The 14,795-nt window shown below is 65.4% G+C and carries 14 protein-coding genes; 8 read left to right on the top strand and 6 right to left on the bottom strand.

Annotated elements, in window-relative coordinates; genetic code table 11:
* Positions 1 to 5 precede the first annotated feature (5 nt).
* Positions 6 to 992 carry a glycosyltransferase gene (locus I6F31_RS08710; protein WP_225185269.1) on the bottom strand — a complete coding sequence of 329 codons (987 nt, stop codon included), beginning with the start codon at positions 990 to 992 and terminating at the stop codon, positions 6 to 8.
* A 249-nt stretch (positions 993 to 1,241) separates the two neighbouring features.
* On the opposite strand from I6F31_RS08710, the gene I6F31_RS08705 reads away from it, so the two are divergent.
* The 3 genes from I6F31_RS08705 to I6F31_RS08695 are packed head-to-tail and all read left to right on the top strand — an operon-like array spanning position 1,242 to position 4,843.
* Positions 1,242 to 2,345, top strand: a complete 1,104-nt coding sequence (locus I6F31_RS08705) for a glycosyltransferase family 1 protein (RefSeq protein WP_225185268.1) — start codon at positions 1,242 to 1,244, stop codon at positions 2,343 to 2,345.
* A 3-nt stretch (positions 2,346 to 2,348) separates the two neighbouring features.
* Complete coding sequence (locus tag I6F31_RS08700) at positions 2,349 to 3,701, top strand: O-antigen ligase (RefSeq protein ID WP_225185267.1); 1,353 nt, start codon at positions 2,349 to 2,351, stop codon at positions 3,699 to 3,701.
* Complete coding sequence (locus I6F31_RS08695) at positions 3,698 to 4,843, top strand: GNAT family N-acetyltransferase (protein WP_225185266.1); 1,146 nt, start codon at positions 3,698 to 3,700, stop codon at positions 4,841 to 4,843. The genes I6F31_RS08700 and I6F31_RS08695 overlap by 4 nt, the downstream gene beginning before the upstream one ends.
* A gap of 21 nt (positions 4,844 to 4,864) precedes the next feature.
* Here the strand turns inward: I6F31_RS08695 and I6F31_RS08690 are convergent, their stop codons facing one another.
* Positions 4,865 to 5,404: an alpha/beta hydrolase gene (locus tag I6F31_RS08690; protein WP_225126565.1), complete on the bottom strand. Its 540-nt coding sequence runs from the start codon at positions 5,402 to 5,404 to the stop codon at positions 4,865 to 4,867.
* A gap of 121 nt (positions 5,405 to 5,525) precedes the next feature.
* Between I6F31_RS08690 and I6F31_RS08685 the strand changes: the two genes are divergently transcribed.
* Positions 5,526 to 6,002, top strand: a complete 477-nt coding sequence (locus tag I6F31_RS08685) for an Lrp/AsnC family transcriptional regulator (RefSeq protein ID WP_036021132.1) — start codon at positions 5,526 to 5,528, stop codon at positions 6,000 to 6,002.
* Positions 6,003 to 6,105: 103 nt separating this feature from the next.
* Positions 6,106 to 6,990, top strand: coding sequence for a class I SAM-dependent methyltransferase (locus I6F31_RS08680; RefSeq protein WP_225185265.1), 885 nt, complete (start codon positions 6,106 to 6,108; stop codon positions 6,988 to 6,990).
* A gap of 66 nt (positions 6,991 to 7,056) precedes the next feature.
* Here I6F31_RS08680 and wrbA read toward each other — a convergent pair whose 3' ends face one another.
* Positions 7,057 to 7,656 carry an NAD(P)H:quinone oxidoreductase gene (gene wrbA / locus I6F31_RS08675; RefSeq protein WP_057028278.1) on the bottom strand — a complete coding sequence of 200 codons (600 nt, stop codon included), beginning with the start codon at positions 7,654 to 7,656 and terminating at the stop codon, positions 7,057 to 7,059.
* Positions 7,657 to 7,701: 45 nt separating this feature from the next.
* The gene (locus tag I6F31_RS08670) at positions 7,702 to 8,400 is read right to left on the bottom strand and encodes a pirin family protein (RefSeq protein WP_035997400.1); all 699 of its coding nucleotides are present in this window, start codon (positions 8,398 to 8,400) and stop codon (positions 7,702 to 7,704) included.
* 115 nt (positions 8,401 to 8,515) lie between these two features.
* Here I6F31_RS08670 and I6F31_RS08665 point away from each other — a divergent pair, with 115 nt between their 5' ends.
* Positions 8,516 to 9,451 (top strand): LysR family transcriptional regulator, encoded by a 936-nt coding sequence (locus tag I6F31_RS08665; RefSeq protein ID WP_225146299.1) that lies wholly within the window; start codon positions 8,516 to 8,518, stop codon positions 9,449 to 9,451.
* Positions 9,452 to 9,565: 114 nt separating this feature from the next.
* Here the strand turns inward: I6F31_RS08665 and I6F31_RS08660 are convergent, their stop codons facing one another.
* Positions 9,566 to 9,823, bottom strand: coding sequence for a hypothetical protein (locus I6F31_RS08660; protein WP_036021169.1), 258 nt, complete (start codon positions 9,821 to 9,823; stop codon positions 9,566 to 9,568).
* A 255-nt stretch (positions 9,824 to 10,078) separates the two neighbouring features.
* Here I6F31_RS08660 and I6F31_RS08655 point away from each other — a divergent pair, with 255 nt between their 5' ends.
* Both I6F31_RS08655 and I6F31_RS08650 read left to right on the top strand, forming a co-directional pair.
* On the top strand, positions 10,079 to 10,924 hold the full coding sequence (locus I6F31_RS08655) for a hypothetical protein (RefSeq protein WP_225185264.1): 846 nt from the start codon (positions 10,079 to 10,081) through the stop codon (positions 10,922 to 10,924).
* Positions 10,925 to 11,058: 134 nt separating this feature from the next.
* Positions 11,059 to 12,048 carry a tripartite tricarboxylate transporter substrate binding protein gene (locus I6F31_RS08650; protein WP_225185263.1) on the top strand — a complete coding sequence of 330 codons (990 nt, stop codon included), beginning with the start codon at positions 11,059 to 11,061 and terminating at the stop codon, positions 12,046 to 12,048.
* 6 nt (positions 12,049 to 12,054) lie between these two features.
* Here I6F31_RS08650 and I6F31_RS08645 read toward each other — a convergent pair whose 3' ends face one another.
* Positions 12,055 to 14,670: an autotransporter outer membrane beta-barrel domain-containing protein gene (locus I6F31_RS08645; protein ID WP_225185262.1), complete on the bottom strand. Its 2,616-nt coding sequence runs from the start codon at positions 14,668 to 14,670 to the stop codon at positions 12,055 to 12,057.
* Positions 14,671 to 14,795: the final 125 nt, after the last annotated feature.

Genomic DNA, 14,795 nt, shown 5'->3' with positions numbered 1-14,795 from the left:
GAGGATTAGATACCGAAACGGGCGAGGGCGACCCGGATTGCCGAGCTTGGCAGCGATTTGAGCGACTGCCGGCCGATCATCGCGAGATAAGCGAACGCCTGGCGATACCTGCCGAAGCGGACCGCTTGCATCGCCGAGTAGGTGACGAGATGAATCTCGGCGGCAAGGCGCAGCCCGGCTGTCATGTGCTCGGGCAATCTCGCCAGGATCAATCCGTCATCGAACACCCGCGCGATGGCCGGGAAGAAGTCCTTCGGCGTCCGGACCGCGGCGTTCATGGTGTTGGTGGTGTGAAGACGATAATCGAGCAGCAGCTCTGGCGCGAACGCGAACTCCCCGATGGCAGCGAGGCGGCACCAGCAATGCCAGTCCTCGCAATATTTGAGGGACGTATCGAAGCCGCCGATGGCGCGGAAAGCTTCCGCGCGTGCGAGCGCGATGCCGCCATTGACGATGAAATTGCCGGCGGCGAGCCGCGTCAGGACGTCTCCGGACGGCTTCCGGCGCCCCTTCAAGAGGCCGCGCCGGCCGATCTGGCGGCCTTCGCTGTCGATGGTGTTGTAATCGCCATAGACGAGAACGGCGCGCGGCGCGCTACGCGCTGCAGCGAGCAGCGCCGCTACCGCGCCGGGGCGCAGGCGGTCGTCGGCATCGAGGAAGAGCAGCCACTCGCCGCTTGCCTGTCTTGCGCCGAGATTGCGTGCGGCCGATACGCCCGCGGAATCGTTGTGGAACAAGTGCAGCCGCGGGTCACGCATGCCGCGGACGATCGCAACGGTTTCGTCGTCCGAGCCGTCGTCCACGACGATCACCTCGGTGACCTCGCGCTGCGCCAGTGCGCTGGCAAGCGTTTCGCCGACATAGGCCGCAACGTTCTTGGCGGGAATGACGACCGATACCGATGCGCTCGATCCGACCTGAAGCGGCAAGCGTCCGGGCGCTGCCGCGCGGGAGGCGGCTGGCAGTTCGAGAACCTCTTCGGCGGTGATCAAGCTACGGCTCGCTTTTAATGATCCGTTAACCAGGACCCATGTGCCGCGCTGGTAACGCGCGCGATCTACAAGTCCAGCGTGCGCGCATGATACTCGCATTGCGCTCGAGCGGTTGCCGAGAAGGCTCGTGTGCCGCCGGTTTCGTAGAATAACGTTAAGCCGCTGGCATTAAGCCTGTGGCAAATTTGGAAGAGTGCGGCGGCCTGTCCCGTGCGAGAATACGCATCGGAATGCCGCGGATGGAATCCCGTGCCCGCAAACAGGTTCGAACACGCCCCCGATACGATGATCCTGAACCTCTTTTACGAGGACAAGGATGACCGCTGGTTTCCGGGCGACCGGCATCTGCGTCGCATCGCCCGCCGGTTGTTGCTCGGCGAGCCGCGCATGAGTGGCCAGCTGCGCGTGTTCCTCAATCTCTGTTCGGGGCTCGACCGGCTCGGCATCCGCTACCGCGTCAACGATTACGGTTACATCGCGGAACATCCCGACGAGCTTGCCTGTATCGTCGGGCGCACGTTCCTGCTCGACAAGTTCCTATGGAAGAACCCGATCCTGCTCGGCGCTGCCGCCCACAATCATCCGCTCGATGACCCTGACTTGTTCCAGCGCCTACCGGTGAAGAAGGTCGTGGTGCCCGGTCCCTGGTACGTCGATATGTACCGGCCATATTGGCCCGAGACCGAGGCCTGGCCTGTCGGCATCGACACGAATCTCTGGGCCCCGTCGGCTCGAGCGCAAAAGACCGTGGATGTCCTGATCTACGACAAGGTCCACTGGGACCGCGAGCGCTACGCGTCGGAGATGATCGAGCCCGTGCGCGCCCGGCTCGTTAAGGAAGGCCGCTCGTTCACGGAGCTGCGCTACGGCAGCTACAAGGAAGCCGATTTTCAGGCGGCGCTCGCGCGTTCGCGCGCGATGATCTTCCTGTGCCAAAGCGAGAGCCAGGGCATCGCCTATCAGCAGGCCTTGTCCTGCGGCGTGCCGGTGTTTGCCTGGGATCCGGGCGGGCCATGGCGCGACCCCGACTATTATCCGCATCGCGTGCAGTTCGCGCCGGTGTCGTCGGTGCCGTACTGGGACGAACGCTGCGGGGTCAAGTTCACCGACATCGCCGGCTTCGAGACGGGCTGGGACAATTTCTGGGCCGGGTGCACCGCGGGCGCGTTCGATCCGCGCGGCTACATCCTGGACAATCTCACGCTGGAGCAACGGGCGCTGCAATATTACGAGATCGCGCGGAGCATCATGCGGCAGCCCGCGATGTCGCAGACCTCCGCAAGACCCGTTGACGAAGCCTCGGAAGGGTTGAGCCGCGACCCCAAGCTTCACTGGCGTTACCGAATGTCTTGAGCCATGGACCGCAGTGCCGCCAACATGACCGACGTCGGGGCCCGATCGTTCGGCCATATCCTGCGTGATCGCCTCGCAGGGCTCGATGCCGTGCAGGTGGCGCGCTGCCTCGTCGCGGTCGGGGCGCTGCTGCTGGTGCTGGTGACACTCGATCCGTTCCCGGACCTGCGCAATCCCGACGTCACCATGATCGTCGGCGGACGAATGGCGCTGACCTATATCGCCTGGGGTCTGCTGGCTGCGGTCGCTATCCTGTGTGTCGCTGCCACCGATGCGCTCGCGCTGAAGAGCCTGGTGACACCGCTGCATCTCTGCCTGCTGGTCTGGCTTGTGATCAACATCGTGTTCTCGGAAAGCCGCGGCGTTTCGATGCAGCGATTCGTGCTCACGGTTAGCGTGACGTCGCTCGCCATCGTGTTGCCGTTGCTGCCGCCGACGCGGCGCAGCTTCAACCTTTGCCTGGGCGGCGCCGCGCTCGTGCTGCTCGCGCTGTGCTATCTCGGCGTCTTCCTCGCGCCGCAATATGCGGTCCACACGGCGCTCGACGTCACCGAGCCGCAGCTTGCCGGCGACTGGCGCGGCAGCTTCGGCCACAAGAATATCGCCTCCGCCGTGATGACCATCCTGGTCTATGTCGGCATCTACCTGTCCGCCGTCGGCTCGTTCGTGATGGGGCCTGTGATCGCCGTGCTGGCCGGCACCTTCCTGATCTTCACCGGCGGCAAGACGTCCTCGGTGCTGTGCCTTGCGATCTACGTGCTCGCTTCGCTGGTCTATGTCACGCCAAGCCTGTGGCTGAAGCGGCTCATCTGCTTCGTGCCGCTGATTGCGATGAACCTGTTGACCGTCGGCAGTGTCGTCAGTCCGGTGCTGGCGGCGATGACACGGCTGCTTCCGCTCGATCCCACCTTCACCGGACGCTCCGCGATCTGGGACTTCGCGCTCGCGGCCGTCGCCGAGAAGCCGATCATCGGCCACGGCTATTCTGCGTTCTGGGACGACGTGAGTGCGCGGGCCACCGCGGAAGGAGCCGAATGGGCGACATCGGCGGCGCACAGCCACAATAGCTACCTCGATCTCGCGGTCACGATCGGTCTGCCGGGGCTGCTGCTGGTCATCCTCATCTTCGTGCTCGCCCCGCTCCGCAATTTCCAGACGGCGCAGGCTCACAGCCGCAGTGGCGCACTGGCCAAGCTGTTCCTGACCGTGTGGCTGTTCGGCCTGTACTACGGTGCCACCGAGACCTTCCTGCTCGAACGACAGAATCCGATCTGGTTCATGTTCGCGCTGGCGGTGGCCGGCCTGCACTTCCTGGCGAGGTTCCAATGCATCGAGCAGACCGAGCCCCGCGCATGACCTTCCTCAGCGTTGATCAGCCCGACGATTTTGCGTCCAGCGCGTCGGCCATTGCGGTCGATTTCCTGCGTGACTGGCGGCACGCGGCCTCGCGCCTGAGCGCCGGGCACCGCACCGCCTTCCAGCATGCTGACTGGCTCGGCGCCTGGTACGAGTCGTTTCACGACGTCGCGCCACTGATCGCCGTGATCTCCGATGCTGCCACCGGCAAGGACATCGCAGTCGTGCCGATGATCAGCCATGTCAGGCGCGGCATCCGCATCGTCGAGTTCGCGGACCTCGGCGTCTCCGACAACAACGCACCGATCCTGGCGCTCGATGCCTCGTTGGACGCGGGAACGGCGGACGCGATCAACACGGCGCTGATCGGCGCGCTACGCGCTCTGCCCGACCGTTTCGATCTGCTCCGCCTGAAGAAGATGCCGGCGGAGGTCGGCGGCAAGCCGAACCCGCTGGTATCGCTCGGCCGGATCGGATCCTCCTCGCTCAACGGCAATCTCGTGTTGATGGGCGACGACTATGGCGGCTATCAGGCCGCGATCAAGCGCCTGCAGATGCCGCGCTGCTGGCGGGTCTTCAGCCGTCTTGCCGGTGCGCGGTTCGAGATCGCCGCCGATGTCGGGCGTGCGCACGAGCTGTTGGACGTGATGGATCTCCAGCAGCAGGGACGCATGCAAAAGCTCGGCTCGCGGTTCGTTCTCAACGACGAGACCCATGCGCGATTCTATCGCGAGGTCGTCCGCCGGGGCCTCGCGGGAGGTCATGCCATGGTCTCGGCACTGGTGTGCGAGGAAGGCATTGTCGCCACCGCGCTCGGCGTCAAGCATGGCGCGACCTATGTCCTGCTGCGCATCAGCCATGGCGGCGATCAATGGTCGAGCTGCTCGCCGGGTCTGCTCGTCACCGAGCGCACCCTGGCGGCGCTGCATGCGCAAGGCCTGCGCCGTTTCGACCTCAGCATCGGCAATCAGGACTACAAGCGGCGCCTCGGCGCCGAGAGGGTGCCGCTGACCGATGTCAGCGTCGCGCTGTCCTGGCGCGGTCTGCCCTTCGCCTGGCGCGATCACGCCGCGCAGGGCCTTCGGCGCTATCCTAAGCTCGCCTCCCTCGCGGCGAGGGCGATGGGCAAGGGAGCGCGCTGACGGGCGCCGTCTGTTTCGCCATCACCTCGGAAGGCCCGCCCGGAAAGCATCCAGCAACGCGCGTCCTTGCGGCCAGTCGCCGAGCCCGCTCGCGGCATTGATGTGGCCGAGCGCGCCCGGCACGATCAGGCCGGACTGCCAGTCCTGCGCCCGCCGCCGTGTCACCTCGAGCGCTCCATATGGATCATTCGTGCTCGAGATGATCAGCGCGGGAAAGCGCAACGCGCCGCCGGGGACCGGCTTGAACGCTGCGGCCTCCGCGGGAAAATGGCCGCCATCGGGATCGGGCACGGCGACCAGAAAGGCGCCCGCAATCGCGGAAGGGAAGCGCGCGGCCCAGTGCGCCACCAAAAGGCAGGCGAGGCTGTGTGCGACCAGGAGGGGCGGCCTGGCGCAGCGCGCGACCACGTGCTCCAGGGCTTGCTCCCAGTCGTCGAGCTCCGGCTGGTCCCAGCTCGCCGGCTGGAATCGCGTGAAGCGCGCGTCAGCGCGCTCCCATAGCGTCTGCCAGTGGGTATCTCCGGAGCCGCCGAGCCCGGGCAATGTGATGATGTCGTGCATGAACGTCCCGTGATATCTGAGTTGACCGCAGTGTGACCGATCGCGGTCCTGCATCACATGGCAAGTCATCGGCGAAATCGACCATCTGCCGATGATCTCAAGGTGGAACGGAGAATTGAGTTTGGATCGCTTCGGGAGCATCGATGCCAAGGATTTGAAGATCCTCGAGGCGCTGCAGGCCAATGCGCGCGTGCCGTTGTCCGAGCTCGGCCGTTCCGTCGGGCTGTCCCAGCCGGCCGTGTCCGAACGCGTCAAGCGGCTCGAGGAAGCCGGCATCATCGAGGGCTATGGCGCCCGCATCAACCCGCGCGCTCTCGGGCTCGGCCTGATGGCGCTGGTGCGCCTGCGCACCTCGCACGAGCACATCAAGACCTGCCTCAAGCGGTTCAGCGAAATCCCTCACATCATCGAAGTCCATCGCGTCACGGGCGATGACTGTTTCGTGCTCAAGGTGCTCGTTCCGGCGCCGGAGGATCTCGAGACCATCGTGGATCGCATCGCCGGTTTTGGCGCTGTGACGACCTCGCTGGTGCTACGGAGCGAACCCGTGCGGCCGATCGGCAAGGACCTCGTCAGGAAGAAAATGGAACGGAGTTGAGGCGTGGCTACGTCACGGCGCCGTCACAAAAGGCCGCGATTGCGCAAGCCTTCCGATGATCGTCCTCGTTGTGTTATCGTCGCTTCCATTCCGCGGAGGCGACATGGAAGACCGTTCGGCAAAATATCGTGCATTCTATGCGCAGTTGATTTGCGGTGCTGCGAAGGCTGCAGACCCTCGCCTCGAACAGGCCTTTCGGACCATCAGGCGCGAGCCGTTCGCCGGGCCCGGGCCGTGGTCGATCTGCCTCGGCGGCCATCCCTATGTGGTCACGCCTGACGATGATCCCGCCTTCCTCTATCAGAATGCGCTGTTGGCGCTGGACCCGGCGCGCGGTCTCAACATCGGCATGCCCGGCGCGCACGCCTACTGGCTCAGCGGCTGCGCGGTGAAGGAAGGCGAGACCGTGGTCCAGATCGGCGCCGGCAGCGGCTATTACACCGCAATTCTCGCGCATCTCGTCGGTCCCGGCGGCCGCGTTCACGCCTATGAGATCGATGAACGTCTGGCGGGACTTGCGCGCGACAATCTGAAGGACATCGCCCATGTGGACGTGCGCGGACGCTCGGGCATCGCGGCGGATCTGCCGGAGGCCGACGTGATCTATGTCTGCGCGGGCGCGGCGCAGCCGGCGGCGGAATGGCTCGATGCGCTGCGGCCCGGCGGGCGGCTGGTGTTTCCGCTCGCGCCCGAAGGCATGTACGGCGGCATGTTGATGATCACGCGGCCGGATGACGGTGAAATCTGGCCGGCGAAATTCCTCAGTCGCGCCCAATTCATCGGCTGCGCGGGATTGCAGGATGCCGAGGCCGGCCGGCGATTGGGCGAGGCGTTCACGAAAGGTTGGGAAGGGGTGCAGTCGTTGCGGAGAGAGGGCGTCCCCGACGAGACATGCTGGTTTGCCGGCGAGGGCTGGTGGCTTTCGACGGCGCCCGCACCTCTACCGACGGAGCCGGTTCGGCCTCACGCCGACATCACGCAGATTTAATGGTGACCGTATCCCGATCCCGGATTGGGGCGGCATTCCCGGCTGAGAATGCCGCCCAGGGTCGCATCATCCATGCAGCTTTTTGGCGGTCTCCGCGATCTGGCGGCCCTGATAGCGCGCGCCGGCGAGCTCGTTGGCGCTGGGCTGGCGGCTGCCGTCGCCGCCGGTGATCGTGGTGGCGCCATAGGGCGCACCGCCCGTGACCTCGTCGAGCTTCATCTGGCCGGCAAAGCCGTAGTTCATGCCGACCACGACCATGCCGAAATGCAGCAGGTTGGTGATGATCGAGAACAGCGTGGTCTCCTGGCCGCCGTGCTGGGTCGCGGTGGCCGTGAAGGCACCGCCGACCTTGCCGTGCAGCGCGCCCTTGGCCCAGAGCCCGCCGGCCTGGTCGAGGAAGTTCGCCATCTGCGAGGCCATGCGGCCGAAGCGGGTGCCGGTGCCGACGATGATCGCGTCGTAATTGGCGAGGTCCTCGATCTTGGCGACCGGCGCGGCCTGGTCGAGCTTGTAATAGGAGGCTTTCGCAACCTCGGCCGGCACCAGCTCGGGCACGCGCTTGATGTCAACGGTCGCGCCGGCCTCGCGCGCGCCTTCGGCGACGGCATTGGCCATCGCCTCGATATGGCCATAGGCGGAATAATAGAGGACGAGAACTTTTGTCATGGTGGTCTCCGTTGGGATTGGGTGAGGTGATTGGTTGCTTGTTCGTCACGCCGCGTCGACGAGCACGAGCTCGGAATCTTCGAGCGCCGTGATCTTCAGCTTGGCCTCGTCGCGGATCGCAGCGCCGTCGCGGGCATTGACGCGGACGCCGTTGATCTCGACGGCGCCTGCCGCCGGCACCAGGTAGAGATGCCGCGACGTCTGCGGCTCATACTCCGCGCTCTCGCCCGCCTTCAGCGTGGTGGCGAGCACCCGGGCATCGGCGCGGATCGGCAGTGCGTCCGTGTCGCCCGCAAAGCCGCTCGCGATGGTGACGAGCCTGCCGGAGCGGTCTGCCTTCGGAAACGGCTTCGAGCCCCAGGTCGGCTGTCCGCCGCGCATCGCCGGCTCGATCCAGATCTGGAAGATCCGCGTCCTGGTCGGCTCGAGATTGTACTCGGAGTGGCGGATGCCGCTGCCGGCGCTCATCACCTGCACGTCGCCCGCTTCGGTGCGGCCCTCGTTGCCGAGGCTGTCCTGATGGGTGATCGCGCCCTCGCGCACATAGGTGATGATCTCCATGTTGGCGTGGGGATGGGCGGGAAAGCCGGTGTTGGGCGCGATCTCGTCGTCATTCCACACCCGCAAGGCGCCGTGGCCCATGTTGTTCGGGTCGTAATGGCCAGCGAACGAGAAATGATGCTTGGCCTTGAGCCAGCCGTGATCGGCGCCGCCGAGCTTCGCGAAAGGTCTGAGTTCGATCATCTGTGCAATTCCTTGATGTCGGATTGACCTGTTGGATAAGCCTTCGCCTGTGGTATAGAAATAGAAACTGTCGAAACGCATTGTTTCCTTAAATGCCCCATCAGGACCGGCTGCCATGGCAAAGCTCCCAGACTTCGAAGCGCTCGCGATCTTCGCCAAAGTCGTGGAGCTGCGATCATTTGCGGGGGCCGCGAGCGAGCTTGGGATGTCCAAGGCCACGGTGTCCAAGGCGGTCACGCGATTGGAGGAGCGGCTCGGCGCGCGGCTGTTCAACCGCACCTCGCGCCGGCTCGCGCTTACCGATGCCGGCCACAAGCTGGCCGAACGCGCGACGCGCCTCTTGGCCGACGGCGAGGCCGCCGAGAACGAGGCGCTGGCGCAGTCGGTGGCGCCGCGCGGCCTGGTGCGGCTCGCCGTCCCCATGACGTTCGGCATCAAGGCGGTGGCGCCGCTGCTGCCCGAGTTCTTCCAGGCCTATCCGGAAGTCTCCGTCGATCTGCATTTGAGCGATGCGACCGTCGACCTGATCGGCGAAGGTTTCGACATGGCGGTTCGGATCGCGCGGCTGCCGGACTCTTCGCTGATCGCGCGGCGGCTCTTCACCATGCCGCGGTACACGGTCGCCGCGCCGTCCTATCTCAAGAAACACGGCCGGCCGACGCACCCGATGCATCTCGCCGCGCACAAATGCTTCAGCTACGCCTATCTCTCCACGCCCAATGCCTGGCACTACACCAATTCGGCCGGCGAGCAGGCCAGCGTGCGCCCGGGCGGTCAGCTTCGCGTCAACAACGGCGAAGCCGTGATGCCGGCGTTGATCGCGGGCCTCGGCATCGCCGATCTGCCGGAATTCATCGTCGGTGAGGCGATCTCGTCAGGCGAGGTCGAGGTCATCCTGAAGGACTGGAAGCAGGCCGAAGGCGCCGTGCACCTCGTGACCCCGCCAGGCGGCCCCCGCCCCGCGCGCGTCGAAGCGCTCGCCGATTTCCTGGCAGCGAAGCTGCCGGGCACATGCAAGCGGCGGCCGCGCGGGAAAAGCAAAGCGTCGTAGGAGCGCGCGCGGCTTCAACGCTCTCCGTCATTGCGAGCGCAGCGAAGCAATCCAGCATGTCTCCTCGGAGAGATTCTGGATTGCTTCGTCGCAAGAGCTCCTCGCAATGACGAACTACGACACCTTCACGCCATGGATCGCGACGACGCGCAGGCTTGGCTTCAGCGTCCCCTCCAATTGCGCCTTCAATTCGTGAACGCGTGGGTCGCTCGACCGCGCCGCACACACACCATATTGATGGACGGATCGCGCCAGCGCGCGCCGCGCTTCCGGCGTTCCCGTCAATTCGGGCGTCGAAAGCCGCAACACGATCGCTGCGAGATTCACCAGCATCTCGTCCAGCGCAACGTCGATAGTCGCCAGATTCCGCATCATCCACTCTCCCTGGGAAGGCAACAGCGGGCCCGGACATGCGTTCCTGAAGGAGCCCGATATGGCTAACGCTTCGTAAACGTCTTGTTCTTGCCGCCTGGCGCGTTAGCCTGGCAGCGAAACAAGAAAATCAGGCGAGGGCAAATCATGGATCGACGCGGTCTCTTGCGTGCGGCTGCGGCATTGCCGCTGACGGAGTTTTTGCCCAGGCAGTTTGCCAAGTTGAAGAAACGCTAGGGCCCTCGCGTTGCGGTCATGAACTTTGTTGTCTATACCCGCGCCGCGTTCTGTTTCCTGCTTCCCGTTTCTCAACAACCCGACGACCGCTACATGATGCTTCGTCTTATTTGCCTCTTCCTCTTCGCACTGTACCTGGCCGGCCCCGCGCAGGCGCAAACCAACCAGCCGGCGACGGTTGCCAAGCCGGCAAAGAACGCGCCTCCCAAGCCGGCACCTGCTTCGCAGTCCACGCCGCAAGCTGCAGGACCGTGCGTCGGCGTGATATCGCTGCTGGGCGATCGCTTCATCGTGAAGAAGATCGGCGTGACCGTGTTCGGCAACGAGAACAAGGAGGTTCCGGTCGACGGTTTCGGGCTCGATGACCTCGTTGTCGAACGTGTGAGGGCCGCGGTCGGCTCTGGTTTTGTCGTCCGCAGGATCGCTGCCGATAGATCCGCATTCAGTTCCTACGATCCCGGGCTTGGCATGTTCGTTCGCAGCGACAAGGCCGGCGCCATCGTCCGCCAAGTTGCCGGTCAGGCCGGATGCAAACGCTATGTCGTCGTGATCAAGGGAATACGCCAGGGTGGATTCTTCGGCATCGGTGTCATGAAGGTCAGCCCGCTGTACGACACCGCCGACATCTACGCGGTCATACGGATCTACGTTCATGACGGGCAAAGCTTCGATATTCTGAAGAGCGGCGAAGGCTCGATCAGCGGAAGCAACTTTATGACCGGGCCGCCGACCCTGCGTATCGATTGGGCGCAGTGGCCAGAACCGCCGGAAGCCGCCAACAATCCAGTGATGCGCGCGTCGACGCGGCAACTGCTCGGCAACGTCCTCGACAAGAGCCTGCCCACCCTGTTGCAGTCGCAGTAGTTGGGGAGATGCGGCCAACCGGCCGCCCCCTCCAGGCCCCGCCGGGGAGGGTGCAAGCGCACGGCTATCGCAACACAATCCATTCCGGTTAGGCTGCCTCCCAATCACGAAAACAATCGGGGAGGTACCCACCAATGAACCGCCGCGAACTTCTGAAGGCCGCTGCCGTGCTGCCCCTCGCACAGGCGGCTTGCTCTCGATCAAGCTTTGCCCAAGCTCTTTACCCCTCGCGCAACATCACCATGATCGTTCCGTTCCCGGCCGGCGGACAGGCCGATCTCGCTGCGCGACCGGTCGCGACGGCGTTGGAGCGAATTCTCGGCAAACCCGTGATCGTCGACAACCGGGCGGGAGGCGGCGGCGGATCGGTCGGCAATGCCGCGGCCGCGCGTGCCGAGCCCGACGGTTACACGCTGCTGATGACGCTGTCCTCGCTCGCGGTGCTCCCTGAGGCCGACCGGCTGTTCGACCGACCCGTCGCCTACGAGGTCTCGCAGTTCATGCCGATCGCGCGCGTGCTCGCCGATCCCACGCTGCTCGCGGTGCCGGCCTCGGCGCCCTGGAGAACCGCGCAGGATTTCGTCGAGGATGCGAAGAAGCGGCCGGGCCAGATCGCCTATGGCTCGTCCGGGCCGTACGGCACGCTGCATGTGGCCATGGAGATGTTCGCGAGCAGCGCCGGCATCAAGCTGCTGCACGTGCCGTTCCGCGGCGCAGGTCCTGCGCTGACTGCGATCCTCGGCGGCACCGTGCAGGCGATGGCCGCCGCACCCGGCACGCTGAAGCCGCAGGTCGACGACGGCAGGCTGCGCGTGCTCGGCAATTGCGGCGCGCAGCGCATCGCGAGCTTCCCTGACCTGCCAACGTTCCAGGAGCTCGGCTACAAGGATGTCGAGTTTTACATCTGGGCCGGGCTGTTCGCGCAGAGCGCTCTTCCTGCGCCGATCGCGACCCGCCTGCGCGACGCAATGGCACAGGTGATGACGAGTCCTGACGTGCTTAAGGCGTTCGAGACCTCGGGCAGCCTCGTCGCCTATCAGGACGCGCCGGCCTTCTCTGAGTTCGTCGCGACCGACAGCAAGCGGCTGATCGCGGCGGTGAAGAAGATCGGCAAGGTGGAGTAGGGCCGTTCAGAATTCGCTGCGGACCAGGCCGCGCAGCGTGTGACGGTCGTATCCCGGCGCGAACGCGCCCTCGTACGAGGCCTTGAACGATGTCGCGGTCGTCAGGTCCCACCGGATTTCGGCGCCGGCAAGCGCCACCGTGCGCGCGCGCTCGACGCCGGTGATCGCGAACGGAATGCCGGGTGCGCCTTCCAGCGCCGCCGTCGTGGTTGCCGCGCTGCCGGTAAACTCATGACGAACGGCAATGGTCGCGCCGAACTGTGCCGCGTGGCCATTCGGCATCATCATGCGGTGACTGCCGCGCAAGCCGACCGTGCCATAGCCGAGGTCGAAACTGCCGCCTCGCACCAGCTGATTGACCCCCGGCGCACCGGCCTCTGAAAGACTGCCCTGGTGTGTCGCGTACCAATCAGCCTTGGCAAAGGGCTCGGCGACAAGACCCCATCCTGTCTGGAACGGCCGCGAGATGCCCAGCGAAGCGGCAAAGGTGTTTGCGCGCGAGGCGGCAGTTGCCGTCTCGCCGAGGAACGCGATCGTGCGCGAGGAGTCGAGCGCCGCAAAGGAATAGCTGATCGCCGATGCGAGATTGAAGCCGCCGGCTTCGCCGCGCGCGTAGACGCCGGCATGCCCGGCATTGGCCTCGATACGGTCGGCGCGGCCGGTCATTCGCAGTTGGCCGGTCGATGCGCCGACCGCGAGGCCAGCCGTAAAGCCCGGCATGTGCCAGAGGTCGGCACCGAGCGCGGCGCCGGCGATGGTCGTGTTGGTTCCGAAGGCAATGTCGCTCGCGGCCACCTTGTCCCAATTGCCATAGCCGCCAAACCAGACGCTCTGCATCGGCGCCGCGCGGCGGCGGTTCAGCGCCTTGCCGATCGGGTCCCTGGGCTCCGGCGCGTAGGCGGACGCGGTCATCCGAACGGTCTCGCCGCGCGACTGCGTCCCGGCATTCCACATGAAGCTCTGGAACATGTCGGCCTGATCCGCAACGAAGCGGCGTCCATCGGCGTGGATTTGACCGGCCAGGTCGTCGAGGCCGGCCTTGATGCCTGGCGTATTGAGCGCGGCGAGTGTGTTGATCGCAGTGGCCAGCGGTCCCGATGCGCCGCCGAGCTGTGCCTGGTCGAGTGCGCCGGCCACCGCAGCCTGGTTCGGCGTCAGCCCCGACAACGTTCCGAAGCCGCCGATCTGCTGCAGCAGGAAGTAGACGTTGTTGGCGTCATAGCTGAGCTGCCCCGTGACTAGCGGGCTGCCAGAGCTCGTGAGCGCGGCGAACGTGCCGCTGACGCCGCCCGCCGCCGTGAGGATGGTGTATTGCGTGTTGGCGATAAAGCCTGCGCCAAGCGGCACGATCTGCACCGTACCGCCGTTGAGCGTGGCGGTCCCGGTCGCTGCGATCCTGTCGGACTGGCCGCCGGGGTTGATCTCGACCTGAAAGGTCGAGCCGGCATTGAAGGCGACGTTGCCGTTGACGTTGAGCGTCCCGATCGAATTGCCGGGCGCGACCATGCCGCCATTGTTGACGACGATTCCGCCGACGGTGCCGGTGCCGCCGAGATAGCCGCCATTGATCGTGACGACCGAGGGCAATGTGCCGTTCACGATCAGCCCGCCCGCGTCCACTGTCGTCGCGCCGTTGAAGGCGGTGGTGCCGGTCAGCGTCCAGACGGAGTTGCCGTTCTTCTTCAGTTGCTCGAACTCGTCATATTGCAGGCCGGGGCCGAGATTGCCGAGGTCGAACGTGGCGCTGCCAATGCTGCCGAAGTTCAGCATATCGGTACCGCTCCCGCCGCGGACATTCCCGGCGATCGTCGCGCCCGGCGCGAGGCCGAGCTGATCATCGCCGCCATTCAGCTCGATCGCTCCGCTGCCGCCGCCCGAGATGGTGCCGGCGTTGAAGATGGTGTCGCTGCCGGAAGAGCCCTGGATGGCGAGGAAGAACCCGCCGGAGATCGTGCCGCCATTGACGAGCGAATTGCCGCCGACGATGAATTGCACGCCGGTATGGCCGCCGCCGATCGATCCGCTGTCATAGACGAGGACGACATTGCCGCTCGACGTCCCGCTGATCCGCAGTCCCGTCGTGTTTCCTCCGGTGCCGACGGCCGTCCCGCGAATATTGAGGAGATTGTCGTTCGAATTGTCGATGACGATGGCTGCTTCGGCGTTGCCCGTACCCTCCGCGATCGCACCGGCGGCGATCGTCACATTGTTGTGGGTCGATCCGTTGGAGAGCAGGACCGCTCCGCTGGAGGTCGAGACTGTCGCCTGATTGTTGACGGTGACATGCGAGGCGATGGTGGCGTCGAAAACGATCGCAGGTATGCCGGCGCCGGGCAGCAGCGATGTCGTGGTGCCGTCGCCGACATTGACGGTGACGTTGGTGCCGCCGGTGGCGTTGATGTGATCGGTGTTGCCGAGGCCGGTGCAGGTTGCGACATCACTCGAATTGAGCGCGCCGATCGTGCCGGTGCCTGCCACGGTGCAGGCGGCGCGCGCCGGGCTGGACGTCAGGACCGGGAAGGCAAGCACGAGAGGCGCCAGCGCGGTGGTGACCAGTAGCTTGCGGCGAAAGATTGCGGCCGTGGCGACGTTTTGCGCACAGACCGGTCTTGCAGTCGGCATCGACATTCCCCTCATTGCAGCCCATTGCTAGCGGGAGCGCCGTCATGATTCTTGGCGTCAGGCGAAATGCCTTATGGCGAAAGGCGCAAGAGGCCGGTTTGCTTCTGCCCTGTTGCTGGGGCGCC

The organism is Bradyrhizobium sp. NBAIM01, assembly GCF_020194115.1.
GTDB classification, from domain to species: Bacteria; Pseudomonadota; Alphaproteobacteria; order Rhizobiales; family Xanthobacteraceae; genus Bradyrhizobium; species Bradyrhizobium yuanmingense.
The sequence above is the reverse complement of the archived record's forward strand: the minus strand, read 5'-3'. Positions and strand labels throughout refer to the sequence as shown.

Coding starts and splice junctions, on each gene's coding strand:
- I6F31_RS08700 (WP_225185267.1), top strand. CDS start 2,349: ATGGACCGCAGTGCCGCCAACATGACCGACGTCGGGGCCCGATCGTTC.
- I6F31_RS08695 (WP_225185266.1), top strand. CDS start 3,698: ATGACCTTCCTCAGCGTTGATCAGCCCGACGATTTTGCGTCCAGCGCG.
- I6F31_RS08690 (WP_225126565.1), bottom strand. CDS start 5,404: ATGCACGACATCATCACATTGCCCGGGCTCGGCGGCTCCGGAGATACC.
- I6F31_RS08680 (WP_225185265.1), top strand. CDS start 6,106: ATGGAAGACCGTTCGGCAAAATATCGTGCATTCTATGCGCAGTTGATT.
- wrbA (WP_057028278.1), bottom strand. CDS start 7,656: ATGACAAAAGTTCTCGTCCTCTATTATTCCGCCTATGGCCATATCGAG.
- I6F31_RS08670 (WP_035997400.1), bottom strand. CDS start 8,400: ATGATCGAACTCAGACCTTTCGCGAAGCTCGGCGGCGCCGATCACGGC.
- I6F31_RS08665 (WP_225146299.1), top strand. CDS start 8,516: ATGGCAAAGCTCCCAGACTTCGAAGCGCTCGCGATCTTCGCCAAAGTC.
- I6F31_RS08660 (WP_036021169.1), bottom strand. CDS start 9,823: ATGCGGAATCTGGCGACTATCGACGTTGCGCTGGACGAGATGCTGGTG.
- I6F31_RS08655 (WP_225185264.1), top strand. CDS start 10,079: ATGAACTTTGTTGTCTATACCCGCGCCGCGTTCTGTTTCCTGCTTCCC.
- I6F31_RS08650 (WP_225185263.1), top strand. CDS start 11,059: ATGAACCGCCGCGAACTTCTGAAGGCCGCTGCCGTGCTGCCCCTCGCA.
- I6F31_RS08645 (WP_225185262.1), bottom strand. CDS start 14,670: ATGCCGACTGCAAGACCGGTCTGTGCGCAAAACGTCGCCACGGCCGCA.